Below are 23036 nucleotides of genomic sequence, written 5' to 3'. Positions count from 1 at the left end.
CCACACCCGGCACCGCTTTCCTTGCAACAAAACAAGTTCCCCACCGTGAGCGACCCCACAGCCCACCGGGAAACACCAGACACCACGACACCGTTGAACACAGTGGCTGGTGCGGCCCAGGTCCCCCGGGCCTCACCCAAAATCGCCTTCGCGGAACACCGTCCGGCTGGTACCGCGTCGAGCCCACCGCCGAGAGGCGACCACCGCACCGGCCATCACCAGACTCGCCTTCAGGCCGTCAACTCTCCCCGACGGCGGCCTGGGGGCGTCCTGCCGCACAGCCTCAGGCGACGCCGGCCTCGATCAGCACCGTCCAGATCTCGCTCTGGTCGACCACCTCGACGCCGAGCTTCTCGGCCTTCGTCAGCTTGCTCGCGCCCACGCCGGCTCCGGTGATGAGCATGTCCGTGGTGGACGACACCGAGGACGCGGCGGTGGCGCCGGCGCGTTCGCACATCTTCTGGAACGTCGGGCGGGTCACCTTCTCGCCCGAGCGCGGGTCGCTGATCGAGCCCGTGATGACGACCGACTTGCCCGCGAGGGGTGCGCCGGCCACCACCTTCGGCGGCAGGTCCTCCTCACGCACGTCCAGGTTGACGCCTCGCTCGCGGAGGCGTTCGATCTCCGGGCGCAGGCGGGCCAGGTGGTGGGTCAGGGACTCGGCGACCTTCTGGCCGATGTCCTCCACGGCCACGAGCTTCTCGACGCCCGCGTCGGCGACCTCTTCCAGGGAGCCGAAGCCGGCGCGGCACAGGCGGGCCGCGGTGCCTTCGGAGGCCATCGGGATGGAGAGGCCGATCAGGGCTCGGCGCAGACCGACCGAGCGGCTGCGGTCGATCGACTCGATCATGCGGGTCGCGGAGACCTCGCCGACGCGGTCGAACTCCAGGAGCCGTTCCTTGGTGAGGGTGTAGAAGTCCGACGGGTTCACCAGGTCGCCGGTTTCGGCGAGGCGTTCGATCCACACCTGGCCGATGGCGTCGATGTCGGCTCCTGCGCGGGACGACCAGTGGATCAGGCGGCGCACGGTCTGGGCGGGGCAGGCGCCGTTGGTGCAGAACAGCTCGCGGCTGTTGCCCTGCTCGGTCAGCGGCTGGGCGCAGGACGGGCACACCGACGGCGGGACGATCTCGCGCTCGGCGCCGGTGCGCTTGGAGGCGTCGAGCACGCCGGCCACGAACGGGATCACGTCGCCCGCGCGGCGGACCAGGACCGTGTCGCCGATCTTGATGCCCCGGGAGCGGATGACCTCCTGGTTGGCCAGGGTGGCGCGGGTGACGGTGGTGCCGCCGACGAAGACCGGTTCCAGCCAGGCGACCGGGGCGATCTTGCCGGTCTTGCCGACGTCCCAGACGACGTCGGTCAGGACCGTCGTCTTCTCCTCGGCGGCGAACTTGTAGGCGATGGCGCCGCGCGGGGAGCTCGAGCGGGTGCCGGCGGCGGCGTACGCGTCGCGGTTGGCCAGGCGCAGGACGGCGCCGTCGAGGTCGTAGTCGAGGTTGTTGCGCTGCTGCTCGATCGCGCCGATGAGCTCCTGCGCTTCGGCCGCGGTGGAGCAGTGGCGCATCTCGGCGACGCTGAAGCCGAGCTTGCGCAGGCCCGCGTCCAGGTCGGAGTCGGCGCTCTCGGGTTCCGTGGTCAGGTCGAACGCGAAGAACTGCATGCGGCGGCCCTCGACGGCCTTCGGGTCCTTGGCGCGCAGGGTGCCCGCCGCGGCGTTGCGGGGGTTGATCAGCGGCTTGTCGGGGTTCTTGGCGTTGTAGGCGTTGAACGTCGAGCGCAGCATCACGCACTCGCCGCGCACCTCGACCCTGCCCGGCGCGTCGACCGCGTCCGGCACGCCGTCGCACAATGCGCGCGTGAGGAACGTGACGTCGTCGCCCGTCGTGCCGTCGCCACGCGTGACCGCGCGCGCGAGCCTGCCGTTCTCGTAGACCAGGGCCAGCGACAGACCGTCCAGTTTGGGCATGACGACCACGGGCTGGCCGGGGAAGCGGGTGAAGAACGCCTCGACCTGCTCCGGCTTGTTCGCCTTCTCCAGCGACAGCATCGGCCGCGAGTGCCGCACCGGCGCGTGCAGCACCGACGGCGCGCCCACGTGGTCCAGCGGGTTGTCCTCCGGTGCCAGCTCCGGGTGCGCGGCGATCAACGCGCGCAGCTCGTCCTCCACCGCGTCGTACTCGGCGTCGGCCATCAGCGGCGCGCCCTGGTAGTACGCATCGCGCAGCTCCGTGACCCGCGCGGCGAGCTCCTGAATCCGGTCCCCAGCACTCATGGGATGGACGGTACCGGCCGGTACCGACAATTCCGTGCAGTCGGGCTCAAGCCCTGTTCAAGCGCTCGTAGAGCCACCCGAACCGGTCAATTCGCCACAGCTGCGCGACCACGGCGAGTACCGCTCCGAACACCGTCGGCCACACCTCCGGGCCCACCACGCCGGGCATGATCAACCCGAAGCCCGCCGATCCCGCTAGTCCCGCGGCCCTCTCAGCGTCAGAACCACCCGCAGCACGTGCTCGACCGCGGCCGGGAACAGGGCGCCCCGCAGCTCGTCGCGGTGCGCGAGCGTCTGGCCCGCGAACTCGACCATGCGCTCCGGCCCCATCCTGCGGACCACCAGTGCCGCGACCTCCTCCAGGTCGAGGCCGGGGTTGTCGAGGCGGGTCAGCGCGAACTCGACGATCAGCTCCTCGCCGGTCACAGGCACCCCCTCCCCAGAGATTCGTCGGATTCTTCCACCGATACAGATCGAGAACATGCGCTGGACCGACGATCGGTGCCACCGCACGCTGGTGCTCATGAAGTTCATGCGGCCAGACGCCCGCGCCTGGAGGTGCCCGCCCGCACCCACCGGCGTGCGGGACTTCCACGCGCGACTTCCCGGCTACGCGCCCACACCCCTGACCGAGCTCCCCGCCCTCGCGACGGAACTCCGCGCCGGCCGGCTGTTCGTCAAGGACGAATCCTCCCGGCTGGGGCTGCCCGCTTTCAAGGCTCTCGGCGCATCGTGGGCCGTTCACCGCGTTCTGGCAGACCAAACGGAACAGGTCACGCTCACCACGGCGACCGACGGCAACCACGGCCGCGCAGTGGCCCGCATGGCGCGCCTGTTCCACCAACGCGCGCACATCTTCGTGCCGCACAACGTCCACCCGCACGCCATCGAAGCCATCAAGGCCGAACAGGCTGAGGTCACGGTCGTCCGGGGAACGTACGACGACGCGGTCCGGATGGCCGCCGAAGCCGACGGAATCCTCGTCCAGGACATGGGATGGCCCGGCTACGAGCAGATCCCGGCCTGGATCGTCGAGGGCTACGGCACGCTGTGCGCCGAGATCGACGAGCAACTGCCGGACGAACCCGACCTCGTCGTCATCCCGGTAGGCGTGGGTTCGTTCGCCCAGGCCGTGATCACCCACTACCGCAGCCGCGACTCGCGCACGAGACTCCTGGCCGTCGAACCGGACCAGGCCGCCTGCGTCCTGGCAAGCCTCATCGCAGGCGAGCTCAGGACCGTTCCCACGAGCGACACGATCATGGCCGGGCTCAACTGCGGCACGCCCTCGGCCACCGCGTGGCCGTTCCTGCACAACGGCCTGGACGCCGCCGTGGCCATCTCCGACGCCGAATGCGCCCTGGCCGTCCGGGATCTCCACGCCCTGAACGTCCACTCCGGACCTTGCGGCGCCGCATCACTGGCCGGGCTCCGCGCCGTCCGCGACGACCTCGGAGATCTCGGCACGGTCGTCCTCATCAGCACCGAAGGCAGCGCCGCCAACCCGTGGGGAGGCTCCGGTGAATCCGCGTGACCTGCTCGCCGAACTGATCGCCATCGACTCGGTCAACCCGGACCTCGTCCCCGGCGGCAACGGTGAGACAGCCATCGCCGACCACTGCACCGATTGGTTCAGGCACAACAACTTCGAGGTCCATCGCCTGGAGCAACGCCGGGGCAGGCCGTCGCTCGTCGCCGTCAGGAGAGGCACCGGTGGCGGCAAGTCGTTGATGCTCAACGGCCACATCGACACGGTCGGCACGTCCGGTTACGACGGCGACCCGCTCGCGCCGGAGATCAAAGACGGCAGGATGTTCGGCCGCGGCGCGTTCGACATGAAGAGCGGAGTGGCGGCGATGATGGTCGCCGCCACCAAGGCCACCGAACACCCGCTGAGAGGTGACGTGATCGTCGCGTGCGTCGCCGACGAGGAACACGGCAGCTTCGGCACCGAAGAGGTCCTGACGAGGTTCACCGCCGACGCCGCCATCGTCACCGAACCCAGCCACCTCGAGGTCACCCTGGCACACAAGGGTTTCGTGTGGTTCGACGTCGAGATCGAAGGCAAGGCGGCACACGGCTCACGACCGGAGCTGGGCGTGGACGCGATCGCCAAGGCCGGGCACTTCCTGGTGGCACTGGAACAACTCGGCCAGGACCTCACCACCCGACACCACCTGCTCGGCACCGGCACCGTCCACGCGTCCCTGATCAGCGGCGGCGAGGAGGCCTCCACCTACCCGTCGAGCTGCCGGATCACCCTCGAACGCCGCACGATCCCCGGCGAGACCCCCGACGTCGTCGAGAACGAGCTCAGGAAGATCCTCGACCACCTCACCGCCACCGTCCCGGACTTCCGGGCCACGCTCACCCGCGGCCTCGCCAGGGACCCGTTCGAGGCCGACCCGGACGCCGAGATCGTCCGCACGCTGATCGCCGGCCTGGGCGAGCCACCGGTCATCAGGGCGGAACCGTTCTGGACCGACTGCGCCTTGCTGGACCGGGCCGGCATTCCCTGCCTGCTGTTCGGTGTCGACGGAGCGGGCGCCCACGCGGCCACCGAGTACGTCGACCTCGCCTCCCTCGACCGGCTCACCGACGTCCTGACCAGAACGATCACCGGCTTCTGCGGCTGACGGTAGGGTCCTGCCAGGTGAAGCGCTGCCAGATCTACTCCAGGCGCGAAGATCTGCTCGTTCGTGGCACAGGCGAGGACCGGCACCGGCTTGTGGATCTCCTGGCCACCGTTCACCAAGGTGCCGCTGGACGCGCCCGCCGAGGACATCGGGGCGCTCGTGCTGTCCGCCCTGGACAAGACCACGTACGACGTCCCGGCGCCGAACTTCCGCACCGATCCGATGCCCCATCACACCGGTTCTCGCACTCGCCGGGGTGAAGACGTGGGGCGCGTTCGTCAAGGGCACCGAACTCGTCGGAGCCGAACTGGACGACGGGCGGCTCTCGCTCGTTCCCATGGTGAACAGGGGCAGCCGTCGGGGCTTCGACCACCCGGACGCCGAGCAGATCGTGCGCGCCGCGGCGCTCGATCCGGCCACGATCGGGCAGCTGCTCAAGGACCTGTTCGGAGCGCCCGTTCGTCCGGGCGGCTCATCGACGTCCTGACCAGAACGATCACCGGCCTCTGCGGCTGATGGTGTATGGATGTGTTCGGGAGGGCGGGATGCGTGATGAAGACATCGTGGCCGCGGCGCGCACGATCCGGACGGATCCGATGATCGGTTCGGTCGCTGAGCCGCTCGACGAGCTGCTCGCACGCGCCGACGCCGGGGAACGCGTGGCCGACGACATTCTGGTGCTGCTGACTGCCGAGCCCGCGCTGCGCGAGGAGATGCGCCGCCGTCTGCCGCAGGAACAGGACACCAGCCGCACGGCCGACCAGCTCGGGTCGTATCAGGCTCTGCCGGGACACGGGGCCCCGTCGGCGGAGATCCTCTACCGGTGTTCGACCTGCGACTACGAATACCCGATCTTCGAGGTCGGTGAGCCCGTCCCGGACGGCTGCCCGCGAGGGCACGGCCGGCTCGACCGGATTCGGTGACGCCGGATGCTCAGTGCACTCGGGACCGGCCTCGGGACCAAGGTCGCCGAGCGGTGGGCCGGTCTGCTCGGCTCCCCCGCGCTGGTGTTCTGGATCGGCGGCCTGCTGGCGTGGACGTGGGGACACGGCGGGTTCGCCGGTCCGAACTCGGGCTGGCGAGAGCTCGAACGCTGGTGGGCAAGGTCCTTCGGCACCACGTCCGTAGCCGTGCAGGCTTTCGTCGCCGTGCTGTTGTTGCTCCTGGTGGCGGGGTCGGCGCGGCTGGGCGAGTCGCTGATCTTCGGTGTGCTGCGGTTGCTGGAGGGTTACTGGCCGCGCTGGGCCCGGCCGCTCAGAGTCGTGATGGTCGCGTTGCGAGGAAGGGTCGTTCGTCGCCGTGCCGAGCGCTGGCGGGCGTTCGCCCGGCGTCGCGAGGAGCTCACGACCGCGGAACGCGCCGAGTACGCCTCCCTGAACCGGTGGCGGGCGGGTGTGCCGGCCGATCCCGGCGATCGGATGCCCACCAAGCTCGGTGACGTGCTGAGGGCGGCGGAATCCCGGTCCCGGCACCGGTACGGTCTGGACGCGGTCGTCTGCTGGCCGCCGCTGTGGCTCGCCATGCCGGACACCGCTCGCGCAGAGGTTTCCGCCGCCCGCACCCAGCTGGACGACGGCGCGAGGTTGTGGTTGTGGAGCCTGCTCTTCTGCGTGTGGACGCCTTTCACCTGGTGGGCTCTGGGCGTCGCGCTGCTCGGCATGATCGTCGGCTACCGCGTGGCGCTGGCCGGATCCGTCCCCTACGGTCGGCTCGTTCAGACGTGCTACGACCTGTACCGCAAGGACCTTTATGCCGCGTTGGGGCATGAAATGCCCACCGACCCGCAACTGGAGATCGAGGCAGGCCGGCGGCTGACGGCACACCTGGAGCGCGGTCCCGGACTCACGAGCGCGGCGGGAGAGGCAGGGTGAACGGGCGGCGTGCGGAGGAGCAGCTGGGGTGGCAGCCGATCCCCGACGTGCCTCGCCGCTTCCAGCGTCTGCTCGCGAAAGCCGGAAGTCACCTCGACCGCTGTGTGGTGGAGGGAGATCTGTCGCACCAGATCCTGGTGGCCGAGACGCTCGACCGAGTGGTGGCGGACAGGAAGTTCGCCGCGAGTTCCGTCGCGTTCCGGGTCGCGGTGCTGAACCGCGCCGGCATCGCGCACAACTGGTGCGGCATCAACGAGTCCAGCATCCCGGACCTGGAGGCGGCGGCGAGGTTGTTCGCCGCGGGCCTGCACCTGGTGCCGGCCGGGAGCCTCGAACAGGTCCGGCTGGACTGCAACCTCGCCGGCACGCTTCGTCACCTTCACGACTGGACCGGTGACCGGACCAGGCTCGACGACGGCATCCGGCACGCTCGACGTGCCGCCGCGCACGTCGAGGAGGGGACCCCTCTGGCAGCTTTGTGCCACAGCGCGCTCGCTCTCCTGTTGCGGCGGAAGTTCCTGCTCGGCGACCTGGACGTGCTGGACGAGGCGATTCGCCACGCGGAGCGCGCCGCGTCCGTGCCCAGCCTCGTAGAACTCCGGGACACCCTCGCCGACCTGCTGTCCGACCGGTACGAGGCGCGTGGCGGTCTCGACGACCTCAGCCGCGCGATCGAGTTCTACCGGCAGATCCTCGCGGGCGGCAGGCCGACTGCCCCAGCGTCACCGACAGGGCTGCCCGCCCGGCTCGGAAACCTTCTGCGCGACCGGTATCTCCGCACCCGTGACCCCTCCGACATCGAAGAAGCTGTTCGGCTGCTGACTGAAACAGTCAACGCGAACCGACCCTTCGGGGCGACGTTGAGCAACCTCGGCAGCGCCCTGCTGACCCGCTACCACGCCAACGGTGACATGGCCGACCTGTGGTCCGCGGTCGACCTGCAGACGAGGGCACTCGCCGCAACTGCGGACATGGAGCCTGGCGCGAACATGGCCGGCAGTCACAACAATCTCGCCAACGCGCTCACGGAAGCCGCCCGTGCCAACGCCGATCCGGAACTCGGCGAGCAGGCGATCGAGCACTACCGGACGGCGCTCCGTCTCACGCCCGAAGGTGACGTCGGCCGATCGTCGCGGGAGTACAACCTCGGCCGCGCCCTGCAGGCGCAGAGCAAACTCACCAACGACGACACGCTGGTCGACAGTGCGGTGGCCGCCTACCGGCAGGCCGTCCACCACGGCTTCAGCGCCTCACTGGAATGGGCGCTGTCCGCCGCACGCCTGTGGGGCGACTGGGCGGCCGAACGCGGCGCCTGGCCGGAAGCGGCCGAGGCGTACGGCTACGCGCTCGAGGCCACCCAGCGCCTGTTCCGCACGCAGTTGCTGCGCGAGGACAAGGAAACCTGGCTGGCCGACTCGCAGGGCCTGCCCGCCGAGGCCGCCTACGCCATGTTCCGAGCCGGCCGCTCCGAGGACGCGGTCGTCGCCCTCGAAGCCGGACGCGGCCAGCAGCTGGCGGAAGCACTCGAACGCGACCGCGCCGAGCTCGACCACCTGGCCGGCACGGAACACGCCCAGCTGGCCGGCCGGTACCGCGTCGCGGCCGCGGAGTTGGACAGCGCGACGCGGAAGGGAGCCGGACCAGCCGAACTGCGCGGTCATCGAGACGCTCTCGATCAGGCGATCAACGCCATCCGGGGGATCGACGGCTACGAACGCTTCCTGCTCGCCCCCACGATCTCCGACGTCCACCGCGCCGTCCCACCCGGCTCCGTGATCGTCTACCTCGCCGCGGCGCAATCGGCAGGACTCGCGTTGACGGTGCACCCGGACGGCCAGATCCGAGGCGTGGAGCTGCCCTCGGCAACCGCCGCCGCCGTGGGAAGCCGGACCCGCGCGCTGCTCGACGCACGCCACTCGGCGACCACGGGACCCGGACGCTGGCAAGGCACGCTGGACGCGGTGACCCGCTGGGCCTGGCAGGCGATCACGGCACCGGCACTCACGACCACCGGAGGCACCGACCGGATCATCGTCGTGCCTTCCGGCATGCTCGCCATGCTCCCCGTGCACGCGGCCTGGAAGCCGGACCACGACACGTCGAGCACCCGCCGCTACCTCCTCGACGACATCACGGTCACCTACGCCCCGAACGCCCGCAGCCTCGACATCACCGGCCGCATCGCGGCACGAACCCCCGCCGAGCGACTCGCCGTGGTCGTCGATCCCCGGCCCACGTCCCGCCAGCCGATCGGCTACGCCCGTGCCGAGGCCGCCTGGGTCACGCACTGGTTCCCGCGCACGACCTCCCTCGAAGGCGAGCAGGCCGACCACGCGAACGTGGCCGCCGCCGCGGTGGATGCCGAGGTCCTGCACTTCATCACGCACGGCCACGCCAACCCGGACAGTCCCCTCGACAGCGCCCTGATCCTGGCCGGCGACCACGAGCTCACGCTCCGCGAGATCCTCGAGCTACGACCCGAAACCCCCGGCCGCGGTCACGAAGCACGTCTGGCGGTGCTGTCCGCGTGTGACACCGACCGTCCCGGCACGACCCTGCCCGACGAGGTCGTCAGCCTTCCCAGCGGTCTGATCCAAGCCGGGTTCGCCGGCGTCGTCGCCACCCAATGGGCGATCCGCAGCGAGGCCGTCAGCCTCCTCATGGCCCGCTTCTACCAGCTCTGGAAGGACGAGCGGTGCCCGCCGACGGCAGCGCTGCGCGCGTCCCAGAAGTGGCTGAGGGACACCACCAACGCGCAGAAGATCCAGGACCTCAGCGGCGTGGCTGCCCGATCCTCCGATCACGACCTGCTCAGCCTCGTCCGCAACCTGCAACTGCGCGACCCGGACTCGCGCCCCTACCTCCACCCGTCGGACTGGGCCGGCTTGAGCTACCACGGCTCCTGACGAAGCGCGGACCAACCTAGGTGGCGAGTGCCTGCTTGAACTCGGGACACTCGACCAACGGCTCGTGCGTGCAGGTCGAGGCGTGCTGCAGGCTGTGCCGCATGCGTTGCAGCCGAGCGATGTCCTCGTCCAGCTCCGCGACCTTCTCGGCCATCCTGGCTCGCACGGCGGCGTCGGCGGGAGTCGCGCCCAGGAACCGGCGGATCTCCGCGATCGAGAACCCCGCCCGGCGCGCGCAGTTGATCAGCTCCAGCCGGTGCAGCACCTCTTGCTCGTAGGTGCGGCGCAGGCCGTTGCGGCCGCTCGAGGCGAGCAGCCCCTTCTTCTCGTAGAACCGCAGAGCCGACGGGGCGAGCCCCGTCTTCTCGGCGACCTCGGCGATGTCCAACACCCGTTCGAGGCTAATCGCGATCTTGCCATTCTTCGAACAGCTCAAGAAGGGGTGGCCGGAGCTGGGGAACGGCCACCTCGCCGCATGACCGGTTCCTCCACGTAACGCCAGCTGAGCGCCGCCGCCACGATCGTGAGCACCGCCGCGACCGGCCCGGCGGCGGCGCCCAGCTCCGGTCGCAGCCACAGGGTCAGCGGGTAGTTCCACAGGTAGGCGCCGTAGGAGAGCACTCCCAGCGCCACCAGCGGGCGGATCGGCGTCGCCACCCGTTCCCACTTCGACCAGGACAGCAGCAACACCGCGGTGCAGGCCGCGATCGCCGGACCCGCCACCAGATACGTCAGCGCGTGGCCCCGCAACGGGACCACCGACAACACCGCCAGGCCGGTGAGCGCGACCGGCACCGCCCAGCGCGGCACCGCAGACCCCCTGAGCCTCGTCGCCGCGCCGACCACGAAGCACACGAACCACGACGTCGGCAGCGCGTAGGCGTTGTCGGCGTGCGGCCACAGCCAGACGAGGGTCGCCGTGCAGGCCGCGAGCGCCGCCAGCGCCGTGACGGCCAGCGCCGCGCCGACCTTGTTGCGCGCCCACGCGAACGCCAGCAAAGCAGGCCACAGCAGGTAGAACTGCTCCTCGGTGGCGAGCGTCCAGCTGTGGAACGCCGCCGGGCTCACCCCGCTGATCGGCAGGTTGCCGGTGAACGTGACCAGTACGATCGCCGTCTTGAGCAGCCGGTCGCGTTCGCCCAGCGGGTCGAACACGAGCGTGACCAGCACGAACACCACCAGCAGAGCGAGCAGTGCCGGCAGCAGCCTGCGCGCGCGGCGCAGGTAGAACCGCTTGAAGTCGACGCGTCCCCTGGTGCCGAGCTCGCGGCTCAGCACGCCGGTGATCAGGTAGCCGCTCAACGTGAAGAACACGACCACGCCGACCACACCGGCACCGGGGAACACGTCCGGGAACGCGTGCCTCAGCATCACGAGCAGAATCGCGATGCCGCGCAACACGTCCAACCCGGCGATGCGCTTCACCGCATCGCTCCCCTGACGAGCTTGTCCAGCAGTTCCGAATAGGGCAGTCCGGCGGCCGCGAACATCTTGGGCACCTGCGACTCCGCCGTCATGCCTGGCATGGTGTTGACCTCGTTGAGCACCAGGCCGTCGTTCGTCAGGAAGAAGTCGACCCGAGCCAGCCCGCGGCACCCGAGCGCCTCGTAGACCCGCAGCGCCGCATCCTCCAGGGCCTTGAGCTCCGTGTCGGCCAGCGGCGCCGGGATCACGAACGTCGCGCTGCCGTCGTACTTCACCGTGGTGTCGAAGAGACCCGGCACCGCGATCTCCAGCGGTGGCCCGGTCCGGCGGCCCTCGTCCGGGTCGTCGAGCACCGCGATGTCGATCTCCCGGCCCTCCAGCACCTCCTCGACGAGCACCCGGTCGTCCAGCTCCAGCGCCTGGCGGACGGCGGGTTCGAGGTCCGCCTCGTGCTCGACCAGCCGCACCCCGAAACTCGACCCCGCCGCCACCGGCTTCACCACGACAGGACCGGTGAAGTCCACAGTGGACGCGTCGGCGACCAGCCTGCCCCTCGCCGTGCGCACCCCGACCGCCTCGGCGACGAGCTTGGTGGCCCACTTGTCCATCGCGAGCGCACCGGCCCGCAGCGGTGAGCCCACGTAAGGCACCCCGGCCAGTTCACACAGGCCGGCCAGCGTGCCGTCCTCACCCAGTGGCCCGTGGATCAGCGGCAACACGACGTCGCACGTCGCCAGCACGTCGAGCGCGCCGGCGAGGCTGCGCGAGTTCAGCGTGCCGAGCACCTGGCCGTCCGGCCCGGACCACCTGCCGTCCCGGCCGATGGTGAGCGGCACGGCCTCGTACCTCGCCGGATCCAACGCCGCCCGCACGGACGCCGCAGACGCCACCGACACGTCGTGCTCGCAGTTCTGTCCGCCGCCGATGACGGCGACCCTGATTCCCCTCAACGCCACAACACCTCAGACTTGGTTTTTGTCAACACTGAAGCTATAGAGACAGTCAACGGACGTTTCGCCGCACCCGCGCCCCGATGCCGGTCACGATTTCGTGCGGGATCGTCCCCGCCCACCGAGCCCAGTCCTCCACCGTCGGCTCGCCGTCGTCCCCCGCCCCGAACACCACCGCCTCGTCGCCGGGCGCCACGGCGTCGTCCCCGACGTCGGCCACGACCTGGTCCATCGAGATCACTCCGGCGACCGGCCTCCTGCGCCCGCCCAGAAACACCTCGGCCCGCCCGGAAGCCGCCCGCGGGAGCCCGTCCGCGTACCCGACGGGCAGCAGCGCCAGCGTGGTCGCGCGCTCGGTCACGTACGAATGCCCGTACCCCACCCCGGAACCGGCCTCGACCCGCCGCACCTGCACAACCGGCGCCGTGAGCCGCAACGCGGACCGCAGCCGGGTGGTCCCGGACGGATCGATCCCCACCAGACCCGCGCCGATCCGGACCACGTCCAGGTGAGAGCTGGGATCCGTCAACGCGGCGCTCGTGGCGGCCAGATGCCGGACCGCAGGCCGCAACCCCGCCTGACGGGCCATCTCCACGCCACGCAGCAACGCCCGCCGGCCGGTCGCGTTGGCCCCCGGCGTGTCCGCGCACGGCAGGTGCCCCATCACCCCGACGACCGAGATCTTCCCGGCCAGTTCCGCGCGCCGGGCCGCGGACATCAACGCCAGCCACGAGTCCGGCGAGGCGCCGTCGCGTGCCATGCCGGTGTCGAGCTGCAGGTGCACCCGGACCGGCCCGGCCTGCTCGATCACCGCCAGGTGGTGCAGGCTCGGCACGCTCAGGTCGATCCCGTACCGCACCGCTGTGCGGACGTCGGCGTCCACCGGGTTCAGCCAGCTCAGCACCGGAACGTCCACACCGGACTCCCGCACCGCCACCGCCTCGGCCAGCGACGTGACGCCGATCCACGTCGCACCGGCCGCGGCCGCCGTCCGCGCGACGTCACCGAGCCCGTGCCCGAACCCGTCCGCCTTGACCACGGCCATGACCTCGCCGCGCGCCAGCGACACGAACCGCCGGGTGTTGGCCGCGACCGCCCCCAGGTCCACCGACAGCGACGGCTCGGCGGCGGCCTGGCGGAGGCTCGTCACGAGCGCGCCCACGCCGGCACCTCCACTGGTCCGTAGACGGCGTGGTCGGCCCCGGTCAGCAGGGCCCAGTAGCGGTCGCCGTAGGACCAGTGCCACCACTCGGTCGGGTAGTTGACCAGGCCCGCACCGCTCAACGCGTCGGCCAGCACGGTCCGGTTGCGCCGCGCCTCCGCGTCGACCTCGGCGTTGAAGAAGCACGCGCCGCCGCTCTGCTCCGGCGTGGCGTCGATCTCGGTGCCCATCCACAGCTCGTCGCCCCACGAGTCGACCAGCGTCAGGTCCACGGCCGCGCCCGCGACGTGCGGCGCGACGGCCAGCGGTGCCACGAACCGGCTCGACAACCGGCTCAGCTCGACGGCATCGGCCGACGGGTGGAGCTCCCGCAGCTCGTCGGTGTACCGCTCGATGATCGCGTTCTGGTCGGCGACGCTGCGGTGCCCCTCGACCACCCGCAGGTCCACACCGGACGGCAGCGCGTTGCGCGCCTCGACGAGCCGCAGCGCGAGCCCCTGCCTCACCAGCACATCAGGCGCGAAGATCAGTGGTACCAACGGATCACCGTTGTCGAGCACGCGAACGGCGCGCACGACCGGATCAGCTAGCAGGATGGTCATGTGGCCAAACCTAGGAACGCGCGACCACTCCGGACTCCTCCTCAAGGTCATCCCCGCACGCCGATCGGCCGGTTCGGCATCGTCCACATCAGCCGATCGGCCGAGGCCTTGACTTGAACCGCGGTTCAAGTCGCAAGCTCGACCCCATGAAGATCCACCACCTGAACTGCGGTTCCGTCCGCGAGATCGATCCCACCTACGAAGGCCTGCCGAGCACTCCGGCGGTGAACCACTGTCTGCTGGTACAGACCGACAACGAGCTGGTTCTCGTCGAAACCGGACTCGGCCTGGACGACGTCCGCCGGCCGCACGAGACCCTCGACCCGGCGTGGGTGGAGATGGCCGCGCCGGCGTTGAACGAGGACGAAACGGCCATCCGGCAGGTGGAGCGCCTCGGCTTCTCACCGTCCGACGTCAGGCACGTCCTCGTCACGCACCTCGACGTCGACCACTGCGGAGGCCTGCCGGACTTTCCCGACGCCACGGTCCACCTGCTGGAGGCCGAACTCCGTGCGGCCATGAGGGAAGCCCCGAGCCGGCGCTACCGCCCTGCCCATTGGGCCCACGGTCCACAGTGGCGCACCTGCGAGTCCACAGGCGACCCGTGGTTCGGCTTCACGGCGATCCAGCCGACCGGTCTCCCGCCGGAGATCAAGCTCGTCCCGATGGGTGGCCACACCGCCGGGCACGCGGGCATCGCCGTGCACGACGGCAGCAAATGGCTTCTGCACTGCGGCGACGCCTACTACTACCACCGCGAACTGGACGAAAACCCCGAACCACACCCCTTGCTCGACATCGTGCAGACCAGCTCCGAGGTCGATCACGACAAGAGGATCGACACGCAGGCCCGGCTGAGGATCCTCGCGCGCGACCACGCCGACGAGGTCACGCTCTTCAGCGCACACGACCCGTGGGAATTCGGCAAACTGGCGTCGTGACCTCATCGAGGAAGTGCTGACGTGCACGCCGCCGGCCTGGTGCTGCACCCGCAACGAGACTCCGCCGCCGCCGTCGAGGCGGTCCTCGGCTGGGCGGCCAAGCGCGGCGTCGAGATCCTCGGCATCTCCGACGAGATCCAGCGACTGCGCTGCGAGGCCACCCCGGTCTCCGCGGAAGAGCTGGGCCGCCGCGCCGACCTGGTCGTGAGCCTCGGCGGCGACGGCACGATGCTGCGGGCGATGCGCCTGGCCGACGGCGAGCACGCCCCGGTCCTGGGCGTCAACCTGGGCAAACTCGGTTTCCTGGCCGAGGTGGACGTCCCCGACCTGCCTGCGGCGCTGAGCGCGATCGACGCCCGCGAGTTCACCGTCGAGCCCCGCCTGGCCGTCGACGCGGTGTTCAGCGGCGGCAAGGTCACGGCGTTCAACGACATCGCCGTCGTCCGCATCCCCGGCGAGGGCAGCGCGCGGGTGGCGGTGCGCGTGGCGGGTCAGCCGTTCGTCAGCTACGCGGCGGACGCGGTCATCGTGGCCACCCCGACCGGCTCGACCGCGTACAGCTTCTCCGCGGGCGGTCCGATCACGAGCCCGTCCGTCGAGGCGGTGCTGGTCACCCCGGCCGCACCGCACTCCGCCTACAGCCGCGGGGTGGTGCTGTCGGTGCACGACGACGTGGATCTCGACCTGCTGCCGTCCAGCGGACGGCTGGCCGTCGAGGTGGACGGGATGGTCGCGGGCTACGTCGAGCCGGGCGAGCGCGTGTCGTTGAAGGCCAGGCCCGGTGCCGCGCGGGTGGTGCGGCTCGGGATGACGACGTTCTACCAGCGGGCGCGGCGCAAGCTGCGGCTGACGGACTCGGCGGAGCTCGGGTGAGGCTGCGCGAGTGGACCGTCGACGACGCGGCCTGGTACGCGGAAGCCACCAGGGATCCGGAGGTCCAGCGCTACACCACCGATCCGCCGACGATCACCGCGGCACAGGTGGCCGCGGCGATCGAAGGGCTGCGGACCAACCCCGCCACCGCGTCGTTCTGCGTCGAGGACGCGGGTGAGCGCTGCGGCAACGTCGCGGTCGACCTCGCGGACGGCGTCGGCCACGTGTCCTACCTGATCGCGGCGCAGGCGCGCGGACGCGGACTGGCCACCAGGGCACTCGCGGAGTTCGTCGCGTGGATCTTCGCGAACCACCCGGTCGACGAGCTGCGGTTGTGGACGCACCGCGACAACACCGGATCCCGCAAGGTCGCCGAACGCGCGGGCTTCGTCCGCGACCCGGCACGCGACGACGACCGCGAGATCAAAGGGACGAACTGGCCAACTGTGGCCTACCGGCTCTGTCGATGATCCGGACATCTCGGCCTAGTCTCTACGCGCGCTCGGCGAGCGCCGGGCGCGGTAGATGGGGGTACCGAGATGTCAGAGTTGAACAGACGCAGTGTGTTCGCCTTAGGGGCGGGCATCGCCGCGTTGAGTGCCACGGGTGTCGCGTCCGCCGAGAGCAACCACGAAGCGGACCTGCCGGGATTCCGGCACAACTACGCCCAGGTCAACGGAGTGCGCCTGCACTACGTGACGGGCGGGCGCGGTGAGCCCCTCGTGCTGCTGCCCGGCTGGCCGCAGACGTGGTGGGAGTACCACAAGATCATGCCTGCGCTGGCCACGAAGTTCCGGGTCATCGCGGTCGACCTGCGGGGCATGGGCGGGTCGGAGAAGCCCCAGGGCGGCTACGACAAGAAGACCATGGCGGCCGACATCCACGAGCTCGTCAAGAAGCTCGGGTACGAGAAGGTGAACATCGCGGGGCACGACATCGGGAGCCAGGCCGCGTTCAGCCTCACGGCCAACTTCCCCGACGCCGTGCGCAAGGTGGCGTTGCTGGACGTGCTGCACCCCGACGAGAGCTACTACCACATCCCGATGCTGCCGCCGCCCGGCCAGTTCAGCCTGTGGTGGTTCGCGTTCAACCAGGTGCAGACGTTGCCGGAACAGTTGCTCGCCGGACGGTTCCGGTACCTGATCGACTGGATGTTCGAGAACACCTCGTTCAACCCCGCGGCGATCGACGAGCGGTCCAGGGCGATCTACGCGCGGGCGTACAACTCGCCGGAGGCCATCCGGGCGAGCAACGGCTGGTACAAGGCGTTCCACCACGACATCGCGGACGGCAAGACGTACGCCAAGCTGACGCCGCCCGTGCTCGGGCTCGCGTCCGTCCTGTCGTACGAGCAGATGGTCGCCGCGCTGCCGAACGTCGCGGTCGACTCCAAGGTGGTGGCGGTCGAGGGCGCCGGGCATTGGCTCGCGGAGGAGCAGCCCGACGCCGTCGCCCGTGCGCTCACGGAGTTCTTCGGCTGAGCCGAGGGATGCACGCCGTGACCGCGCACGCCAGCAGCGCGGTCGCGGCGCCCAGGCCCATGATCAGGCGGAAGCTGAACGGCATCGTCACCTGCGTCAGCACCACACCGGCCACCGCGCTGGAGACCGACGTGCCGATCGCGCGCATCAACGTGTTGAGGCTGTTGGCCGCGGCGGTGTCCGATGCCGGCACGGCCGCCATGGTCAGCGCGGGCATCGCGCCGTACGTGAGACCGATACCGGCACCGATCATCGCCGACACCACGACGAGCTGCCACACCGCGGACATCAGGAAAATCCCGGCGCCATAACCAGAAGCGACCACGACGGCGCCCAGCATCAGCGTCGCGCGCGGGCCGCGCGTGTTCGAGATCCGTGCCGACACCGGCGCCATCGCCATCATGACCAGCCCGGACGGCACCAGCACCAGACCGGTGACGAGCAGCGACTGCCCGAGCCCGTGGCCGGTGGACGCGGGCAGCTGCAGGATCTGCGGCAGCACCAGCGACTGAGCGAACATCGAGAACGCGAACACCACCGAAGCGACGTTGGTCAGCAAGACCTGGCGACGGGCCGTGGTGCGCAAGTCCACCAACGGCTGGGATGACCGCAGTTCCCACCAACCCCACAGCAGCAGCACGACACCGGCCGCGACGAACAGTCCCGCGGTCGTGCCACCACTCAGCTCGGACGCCTTCGAGACGCCGAGCAGCAGGCACACGAGCGCGACCGAAAGCCCGGCCGCGCCAACGAGGTCGAAGCGGCCACCGGTGCGGACGGCGGACTCCGGCACGAACACCAGCACCGAAGATCCACGTACACGGCTTCATCGGCCCCGAGGTCTCCGTTGTGGAGAGAAGCCTGGCCGAACGTCGTTTCGTGGCACGCTTTCATCGCGACGGCGAGCTGACCGGTGTGCTGGGCTGGAACATGCCCGAGCAGGCCAGGCAGCACCGCCGGGAGCTCACTCCGGGTTGTCCCGCAACCGTCGCAACATCAACGCCAGGTACAGCCTGAACCGCCCGTACGCCGAGTCGAGCTCGAACCCGAGCATCGACTCGGCACGGGCGAACCGTGCGGTCATCGTGCTGTGATGCCGGTGCACCGCGGCCGCCGCCTTGCGCACCGACCCGGTCGCGCTGAGCGCTTCCAGTGCCGTGATCAGGTCCGGCTCGGCACCGAGCCGGTCGAGCACCTGCACGTCGTGCAGCGCCGCGATGTCAGGGGGCTCCAGCTGTTCGGCCAGAATCGCGAGGCTGCCCAGCCGCTCCCACCACATGACCGGTGCGCTGTCCGAGGTGAACCTCAACGCCGTCCGCGCGGCCCGCCACGACTTGACGGCGTCGACGGCGGGCAGCAGCGGCCCCACCCCGAGCCGCCCGTCGACCTGGAGGACCTCGGTGGCCAGCACCGCCCGCACCGTGCCCAGCAACGCCGACCGCCCGCCGATCCCACCGGTCGCGGCGAGCACCCGCAACGGGCTCGTCGACGCGATGCCGAGCAGGTGCAGCGCACGGGACCGTTCGGCGGTGCCGACGCTTTCCGAGAGCACCAGTTCGACGAGCGCGGGATCACCCAGCTCAGGCAACGGGACGCTGGAGTGCTCGAGCAGAACCGCCGCGGCGATCGCGAAGCGCTCCAGCAGCATGTCGTCCAACGGCGCGGACTTGCCCTCGCGCGCGACCCACACCTCCACGCCGTCTTCGAGCGACCGCACCACCGCCTTGGCGGGCACCGGCCCCGCGGTGACGGCGGCGCCGGAGTCGGCCCGCAGCGAGAGCCCCTTCCCGGGCGCGTGCAGGCCGGCCGGGCACCCGGCGAGCTCGGCCGTGTTGCGCACCAGGGTGTCGAGGCCCGCGCGCTCGGTGATCAGCCGATCGAAGAACCCGATCACCCGCACCGCGTTCTCGGCGTCGGCGTCCAGCGCGGACAACCTCAGCAGCAGGCCTCTCATCCCGCCACCATAACCTCCGGCAGGTCACTGTCAGACCGCCAGAACGGCCCCGCCACCTGGCGTGCCGGACACCCCGATTGCCCGCCACGTGTCGGCTGCCCGCGCCGTCGCCCCGAGCCGAGGATCGTCGCATGAGCTACGCCATCGACCCCGAACTGCTGCCCTGGCTCGACATGCTGCCGGCGGTCGCGTTGACCGACTACGAGTCCCTCGTGGCCGCGAGGGACCAGCGGTCGCGGCTGAACGACCTCCTGCCGTCCTACGAGCCCGTCAACCCGATCGACGTCCGCGACACCGCGGTGCCCGGTCCCTCCGACGCTCCGGACGTGCCGGTGCGCATCTACAGCCCGGCCGGGCGCACGGAGGCGGTGCCGGGGCTGGTCTACATCCACGGCGGCGGCTTCGTCCTCGGCGACCTCGACATGTTCCACGCGATCGTGCTGCGGCTGGTGGACGAGCTGGGCATCGTCATCGTGTCGGTGGACTACCGCCTCGCGCCCGAGCACCCGTTCCCGGCGCCGGTCGAGGACTGCTACGCCGCCCTGAAGTGGGTGGCGGCCAAGGCCGACGAGCTGGGCGTCGACCCCCGGCGGATCGGCGTCGGCGGGGAGAGCGCGGGCGGCGGGCTCAGCGCCGGCACCGCCCTGCTGGCCCGTGACCGCGGCGGTCCCGAGCTCTGCTTCCAGTACCTCGGCATTCCCGAGCTGGACGACCGGCTGGACACGGACTCGATGCGCGACTACGTCGACACCCCGTTGTGGAACCGGCCCAACGCCATCTTCAGCTGGGCCAGCTACCTCGGCACCGAACCGGGCGGCGACGACGTCTCGCCGTACGCGGCGCCCGCCCGCGCCACCGACCTGGTGGGCCTGCCGCCCGCGTTCGTGACGACCTGCCAGTACGACCCGCTGCGCGACGAGGGCATCGAATACGCCCGCCGCCTCGCGCACGCCGGTGTGCCGACCGAGCTGCGCCACTACCCCGCCACCTTCCACGGCTCCGCGTTCGTCGAGAGCGCGGCCATCACGCGCCGGATGTTCGCCGACGAGGTCGACGCACTGCGCCGGGGACTGCGGCTCTGACTTCCGGCTGCCGAACCCGCGCGTCCGCAGGGGCGCGCGGGTTTCGTTTTGTTCGACAGTCGATTCGACAAACCAATTCCGTCCCAAATGAAGAATTTCCCGCACAGGTCTCAATACGACCAAACCCGCGCCGGAGCCGAGGTGCCCAACGATCCCGGAATCGCGCTGATTGGATGACATAGCCGCAGTTCACCGGATTGAGGACGACGTGGACGGGTTGCGTTGAAACACTGTCGAACAGAGCCTGACCCCGTCCGCGTAAAGGCTTCCAGCCGCTGGGTCGAACACGCCCCGGGGCACGGACGGGCGATCAGTTGAAAGCTTGACCACCTCCCGCGATCAGCCCTATCGTCAGCACGGAAAGCACTTTCTGAGGTCCTACAAATAACCGCCGCCGAAGAAAGGAGCGCCGGCATGCCTTTTGACAGACGAAAGGTCCGCGGCATCTCGCTCGCCGTCCTGCTGACGGTCGCCACGTCCGTCACCGGCCTGACGAACCAGGCGGCGGCGGACACGATGACCCAGCTGAACGCGGCACGCATCGTCGCCGACATGGGCGCGGGCTGGAACCTGGGCAACCAGATGGAGGCCAGCTCCAACGGGATTCCCAGCGAGACCGCGTGGGGCCAGCCGACCATCACGCAGGCCCTCGTCGACAAGGTGAAGGCGGCCGGGTTCAAGACCATCCGGATCCCCGTCTCCTACCTCGGCCACATCGGCCCCGGCCCGAACTACACGATCAACTCCGCCTGGCTCAACCGGATCCAGCAAGTCGTCAACTACGCCTACAACCGCGGCATGCACGTGCTGATCAACATGCACGGCGACGGCTACAAGACCATCAACGGCGCCTGGCTGATCTGCGACGCGGCGAACCAGACGGCGATCAGGGACAAGTACCAGAAGGTCTGGCAGCAGATCGCGACCCGGTTCGCGAACTACGACCAGCGCCTGATCCTCGAGTCGATGAACGAGAACTTCGACGGGCAGTGGGGCCAGCCGACCCAGCCGTGCTACTCGAACATCAACAGCTACAACCAGATCTTCGTGGACACCGTGCGCAGGGCGGGCGGCAACAACCCGTCCCGGTGGCTGCTCGTGCCGGGCTGGAACACGAACATCGACTACACGGCCGGCAACTACGGGTTCGTGGTGCCCACCGACCGGTACCGCTCCCCCTCCATCCCCGGCAACGAGAAGCGCATCATGATCTCCGTCCACTACTACGACCCGTGGGACTTCGCCGGCGAGGAGAACACGAGGATCACGCAGTGGGGCCGGGCGTCGACGAACCCGGCGAAGAAGTCGACCTGGGGCCAGGAGGACCATCTCGACCGGCAGTTGAAGAAGATGTACGACAAGTTCGCCACGCAGGGATACGCCGTGGTCGTCGGTGAGTACGGCGCGATCGACAAGGCGTTCGCCGACTCCGCGAACCCCAGGTACCGCGCGGACTACGTGCGCGCCGTCGCGGCCACCGCCAAGAAGTACGGCGCGGCCGCCGTCTACTGGGACAACGGCTACACCGGCCAGTACGGGTTCGGGATGATCGACCGGCGGACGCTCGCGGTGACCCAGCAGGGCATGATCAACGCCATCATGAGCGGTACCGCCGGGTGACCAGGCGACCGCTCTGGGCCGCCGCGGCTGGTGTCGCGGCGGCCCTCACCAGCAGGAACCCCGCCAAGCCGCAGGTGGGACCGATCCATTTCTGTGAGCGCTAACATCAATTTGGTTTCGGAGTTAACAAGACCTTGACGAGCAGGTTGTTAGCGATAACACTCGCCGCCTATGAGGTTCCCGCAGATCGCCGCCGCCGCGCTGGTGCTCACCCTCTCGGCCTGCGGTTCGGCACAGAAGACGATCGACCAGCAGAGCGGGTCGAGTGAGGGCGCGCTCGTGGGCGTCACCATGCCGACCCGGTCGTCGGAACGGTGGATCCACGACGGCGACAACATCAAGAAGGCCCTGGAAGCCAAGGGTTACAAGGTCGACCTCCAGTACGCGGAGAACGACATCCCCACGCAGGCGAACCAGATCGAGAACCAGATCACCAAGGGCGCCAAGCTCCTGATCGTGGCCTCGATCGACGGCACCGCGATCACGTCGCAGCTGCAGCAGGCAGCGGACGCCAAGATCCCGGTGATCGCCTACGACCGGCTGATCAGGCAGAGCCCGAACGTCGACTACTACGCGACGTTCGACAACTTCAAGGTCGGCGTGGAGCAGGCGAACTCGCTCCTGGCCGGGCTGAAGACGCGTGGTGAAGGACCGTTCAACATCGAGCTCTTCGCCGGCTCGCCGGACGACAACAACGCCACCTTCTTCTTCAACGGCGCCATGTCCGTCCTGCAGCCGCTCATCGACCAGGGCAAGCTCGTCGTGAAGTCCGGCCAGAAGGACTTCAAGACGGTCGCGATCCTGCGCTGGGACCCGGCCACCGCGCAGAAGCGCATGGAGGACCTGCTCACCTCGACCTACGGCGGTGCCAAGGTCGACGGCGTGCTGTCCCCCTACGACGGCATCTCGATCGGCATCCTGTCGGCGCTGAAGAGCAGCGGCTACGGCACGGCCGGCCAGCCATACCCGATCGTGACGGGCCAGGACGCCGAGGTCGCGTCGGTGAAGTCGATCATCGCCGGTGAGCAGTACTCGACGATCCACAAGGACACCCGCAAGCTCGCCGAGGTCACCGTGACGATGGCCGACGCCGTGCTCAAGGGTGGCAAGCCCGAGGTGAACAACACCAAGGACTACGACAACGGCGTCAAGGTCGTGCCGTCGTTCCTGCTGCAGCCGGTTCCTGTCGACAAGGCGAACTACCAGAAAGAGCTGATCGACTCCGGCTACTACACCGCCGACCAGCTCAGGTAAGAAC

23 protein-coding genes are annotated in these 23036 nt (G+C 69.8%); 13 read left to right on the top strand and 10 right to left on the bottom strand.

The window, feature by feature from the left end; translation table 11 throughout:
- Nucleotides 1-283 precede the first annotated feature (283 nt).
- Genes ligA through ABFX45_RS03375 form a run of 3 tightly spaced genes read right to left on the bottom strand, consistent with a single transcriptional unit; the run spans nucleotide 284 to nucleotide 2701 of the window.
- On the bottom strand, nucleotides 284-2275 hold the full coding sequence (gene ligA / locus ABFX45_RS03385; protein ID WP_346127497.1) for an NAD-dependent DNA ligase LigA: 1992 nt from the start codon (nucleotides 2273-2275) through the stop codon (nucleotides 284-286).
- A gap of 46 nt (nucleotides 2276-2321) precedes the next feature.
- Complete coding sequence (locus tag ABFX45_RS03380) at nucleotides 2322-2444, bottom strand: hypothetical protein (RefSeq protein WP_267899827.1); 123 nt, start codon at nucleotides 2442-2444, stop codon at nucleotides 2322-2324.
- Between the two features lie 26 nt (nucleotides 2445-2470).
- Nucleotides 2471-2701: a hypothetical protein gene (locus ABFX45_RS03375; protein WP_346127494.1), complete on the bottom strand. Its 231-nt coding sequence runs from the start codon at nucleotides 2699-2701 to the stop codon at nucleotides 2471-2473.
- A 55-nt stretch (nucleotides 2702-2756) separates the two neighbouring features.
- Here ABFX45_RS03375 and ABFX45_RS03370 point away from each other — a divergent pair, with 55 nt between their 5' ends.
- The 6 genes from ABFX45_RS03370 to ABFX45_RS03345 all read left to right on the top strand — a co-directional run bounded on the left by ABFX45_RS03370 (nucleotide 2757) and on the right by ABFX45_RS03345 (nucleotide 9688).
- Nucleotides 2757-3809: a pyridoxal-phosphate dependent enzyme gene (locus ABFX45_RS03370; protein ID WP_346127492.1), complete on the top strand. Its 1053-nt coding sequence runs from the start codon at nucleotides 2757-2759 to the stop codon at nucleotides 3807-3809.
- Nucleotides 3796-4911 (top strand): ArgE/DapE family deacylase, encoded by a 1116-nt coding sequence (locus ABFX45_RS03365; RefSeq protein ID WP_346127490.1) that lies wholly within the window; start codon nucleotides 3796-3798, stop codon nucleotides 4909-4911. The genes ABFX45_RS03370 and ABFX45_RS03365 overlap by 14 nt, the downstream gene beginning before the upstream one ends.
- A 256-nt stretch (nucleotides 4912-5167) precedes the next feature.
- Complete coding sequence (locus ABFX45_RS03360) at nucleotides 5168-5398, top strand: hypothetical protein (protein ID WP_346127488.1); 231 nt, start codon at nucleotides 5168-5170, stop codon at nucleotides 5396-5398.
- A gap of 58 nt (nucleotides 5399-5456) precedes the next feature.
- A complete protein-coding gene (locus ABFX45_RS03355) occupies nucleotides 5457-5834 on the top strand; it encodes a hypothetical protein (RefSeq protein WP_109639545.1) in 378 nt (125 codons plus the stop codon).
- A gap of 6 nt (nucleotides 5835-5840) precedes the next feature.
- The gene (locus ABFX45_RS03350) at nucleotides 5841-6782 is read left to right on the top strand and encodes a hypothetical protein (RefSeq protein ID WP_109639546.1); all 942 of its coding nucleotides are present in this window, start codon (nucleotides 5841-5843) and stop codon (nucleotides 6780-6782) included.
- Nucleotides 6779-9688: a CHAT domain-containing protein gene (locus ABFX45_RS03345; protein ID WP_346127485.1), complete on the top strand. Its 2910-nt coding sequence runs from the start codon at nucleotides 6779-6781 to the stop codon at nucleotides 9686-9688. Before ABFX45_RS03350 ends, ABFX45_RS03345 begins: the two co-directional genes overlap by 4 nt.
- 16 nt (nucleotides 9689-9704) lie before the next feature.
- Here ABFX45_RS03345 and ABFX45_RS03340 read toward each other — a convergent pair whose 3' ends face one another.
- Genes ABFX45_RS03340 through ABFX45_RS03320 form a run of 5 tightly spaced genes read right to left on the bottom strand, consistent with a single transcriptional unit; the run spans nucleotide 9705 to nucleotide 13827 of the window.
- Nucleotides 9705-10079 (bottom strand): MerR family transcriptional regulator, encoded by a 375-nt coding sequence (locus ABFX45_RS03340; protein ID WP_346127483.1) that lies wholly within the window; start codon nucleotides 10077-10079, stop codon nucleotides 9705-9707.
- 41 nt (nucleotides 10080-10120) lie between these two features.
- Nucleotides 10121-11113: an acyltransferase family protein gene (locus tag ABFX45_RS03335; protein ID WP_346127481.1), complete on the bottom strand. Its 993-nt coding sequence runs from the start codon at nucleotides 11111-11113 to the stop codon at nucleotides 10121-10123.
- Nucleotides 11110-12063 (bottom strand): D-alanine--D-alanine ligase family protein, encoded by a 954-nt coding sequence (locus tag ABFX45_RS03330; protein WP_346127479.1) that lies wholly within the window; start codon nucleotides 12061-12063, stop codon nucleotides 11110-11112. Before ABFX45_RS03330 ends, ABFX45_RS03335 begins: the two co-directional genes overlap by 4 nt.
- 52 nt (nucleotides 12064-12115) lie before the next feature.
- On the bottom strand, nucleotides 12116-13225 hold the full coding sequence (gene alr, locus ABFX45_RS03325) for an alanine racemase (protein ID WP_346127477.1): 1110 nt from the start codon (nucleotides 13223-13225) through the stop codon (nucleotides 12116-12118).
- Nucleotides 13210-13827, bottom strand: coding sequence for a M15 family metallopeptidase (locus ABFX45_RS03320; protein ID WP_109639550.1), 618 nt, complete (start codon nucleotides 13825-13827; stop codon nucleotides 13210-13212). Before ABFX45_RS03320 ends, alr begins: the two co-directional genes overlap by 16 nt.
- A 146-nt stretch (nucleotides 13828-13973) precedes the next feature.
- Here ABFX45_RS03320 and ABFX45_RS03315 point away from each other — a divergent pair, with 146 nt between their 5' ends.
- The 4 genes from ABFX45_RS03315 to ABFX45_RS03300 all read left to right on the top strand — a co-directional run bounded on the left by ABFX45_RS03315 (nucleotide 13974) and on the right by ABFX45_RS03300 (nucleotide 17122).
- Nucleotides 13974-14768, top strand: coding sequence for an MBL fold metallo-hydrolase (locus tag ABFX45_RS03315; RefSeq protein ID WP_346127475.1), 795 nt, complete (start codon nucleotides 13974-13976; stop codon nucleotides 14766-14768).
- A gap of 21 nt (nucleotides 14769-14789) precedes the next feature.
- Nucleotides 14790-15641, top strand: coding sequence for an NAD(+)/NADH kinase (locus ABFX45_RS03310; RefSeq protein ID WP_346127473.1), 852 nt, complete (start codon nucleotides 14790-14792; stop codon nucleotides 15639-15641).
- Nucleotides 15638-16111 carry a GNAT family N-acetyltransferase gene (locus ABFX45_RS03305; protein WP_346127471.1) on the top strand — a complete coding sequence of 158 codons (474 nt, stop codon included), beginning with the start codon at nucleotides 15638-15640 and terminating at the stop codon, nucleotides 16109-16111. Before ABFX45_RS03310 ends, ABFX45_RS03305 begins: the two co-directional genes overlap by 4 nt.
- A gap of 93 nt (nucleotides 16112-16204) precedes the next feature.
- Nucleotides 16205-17122, top strand: coding sequence for an alpha/beta fold hydrolase (locus ABFX45_RS03300; protein ID WP_346127469.1), 918 nt, complete (start codon nucleotides 16205-16207; stop codon nucleotides 17120-17122).
- Here ABFX45_RS03300 and ABFX45_RS03295 read toward each other — a convergent pair.
- Together ABFX45_RS03295 and ABFX45_RS03290 are read right to left on the bottom strand one after the other, a co-directional pair.
- Nucleotides 17103-17927 carry an MFS transporter gene (locus ABFX45_RS03295; protein WP_428834071.1) on the bottom strand — a complete coding sequence of 275 codons (825 nt, stop codon included), beginning with the start codon at nucleotides 17925-17927 and terminating at the stop codon, nucleotides 17103-17105. The two genes, ABFX45_RS03300 and ABFX45_RS03295, sit on opposite strands and share 20 nt — an antisense overlap.
- 159 nt (nucleotides 17928-18086) lie before the next feature.
- Nucleotides 18087-19076, bottom strand: a complete 990-nt coding sequence (locus tag ABFX45_RS03290; RefSeq protein WP_346127467.1) for a helix-turn-helix domain-containing protein — start codon at nucleotides 19074-19076, stop codon at nucleotides 18087-18089.
- A 131-nt stretch (nucleotides 19077-19207) separates the two neighbouring features.
- On the opposite strand from ABFX45_RS03290, the gene ABFX45_RS03285 reads away from it, so the two are divergent.
- From ABFX45_RS03285 to chvE, 3 genes are all read left to right on the top strand, one after another.
- Nucleotides 19208-20158, top strand: a complete 951-nt coding sequence (locus tag ABFX45_RS03285; protein ID WP_346127465.1) for an alpha/beta hydrolase — start codon at nucleotides 19208-19210, stop codon at nucleotides 20156-20158.
- 414 nt (nucleotides 20159-20572) lie between these two features.
- Nucleotides 20573-21778 (top strand): glycoside hydrolase family 5 protein, encoded by a 1206-nt coding sequence (locus ABFX45_RS03280; protein WP_109639557.1) that lies wholly within the window; start codon nucleotides 20573-20575, stop codon nucleotides 21776-21778.
- A 171-nt stretch (nucleotides 21779-21949) separates the two neighbouring features.
- On the top strand, nucleotides 21950-23032 hold the full coding sequence (gene chvE / locus ABFX45_RS03275) for a multiple monosaccharide ABC transporter substrate-binding protein (protein WP_109639558.1): 1083 nt from the start codon (nucleotides 21950-21952) through the stop codon (nucleotides 23030-23032).
- Nucleotides 23033-23036: the final 4 nt, after the last annotated feature.

This window comes from Lentzea roselyniae (assembly GCF_039537795.1).
Lineage (GTDB): Bacteria > Actinomycetota > Actinomycetes > Mycobacteriales > Pseudonocardiaceae > Lentzea > Lentzea atacamensis.
This window is presented reverse-complemented; position numbering and strand designations above follow the sequence as displayed.

What these genes read in the sequence shown, in the direction of transcription:
- ligA (WP_346127497.1), bottom strand. Translation starts at nt 2,275, where the DNA reads ATGAGTGCTGGGGACCGGATTCAGGAGCTCGCCGCGCGGGTCACGGAG.
- ABFX45_RS03380 (WP_267899827.1), bottom strand. Translation starts at nt 2,444, where the DNA reads ATGCCCGGCGTGGTGGGCCCGGAGGTGTGGCCGACGGTGTTCGGAGCG.
- ABFX45_RS03370 (WP_346127492.1), top strand. Translation starts at nt 2,757, where the DNA reads ATGCGCTGGACCGACGATCGGTGCCACCGCACGCTGGTGCTCATGAAG.
- ABFX45_RS03355 (WP_109639545.1), top strand. Translation starts at nt 5,457, where the DNA reads ATGCGTGATGAAGACATCGTGGCCGCGGCGCGCACGATCCGGACGGAT.
- ABFX45_RS03350 (WP_109639546.1), top strand. Translation starts at nt 5,841, where the DNA reads ATGCTCAGTGCACTCGGGACCGGCCTCGGGACCAAGGTCGCCGAGCGG.
- ABFX45_RS03320 (WP_109639550.1), bottom strand. Translation starts at nt 13,827, where the DNA reads ATGACCATCCTGCTAGCTGATCCGGTCGTGCGCGCCGTTCGCGTGCTC.
- ABFX45_RS03315 (WP_346127475.1), top strand. Translation starts at nt 13,974, where the DNA reads ATGAAGATCCACCACCTGAACTGCGGTTCCGTCCGCGAGATCGATCCC.
- ABFX45_RS03290 (WP_346127467.1), bottom strand. Translation starts at nt 19,076, where the DNA reads ATGAGAGGCCTGCTGCTGAGGTTGTCCGCGCTGGACGCCGACGCCGAG.
- ABFX45_RS03285 (WP_346127465.1), top strand. Translation starts at nt 19,208, where the DNA reads ATGAGCTACGCCATCGACCCCGAACTGCTGCCCTGGCTCGACATGCTG.
- ABFX45_RS03280 (WP_109639557.1), top strand. Translation starts at nt 20,573, where the DNA reads ATGCCTTTTGACAGACGAAAGGTCCGCGGCATCTCGCTCGCCGTCCTG.
- chvE (WP_109639558.1), top strand. Translation starts at nt 21,950, where the DNA reads ATGAGGTTCCCGCAGATCGCCGCCGCCGCGCTGGTGCTCACCCTCTCG.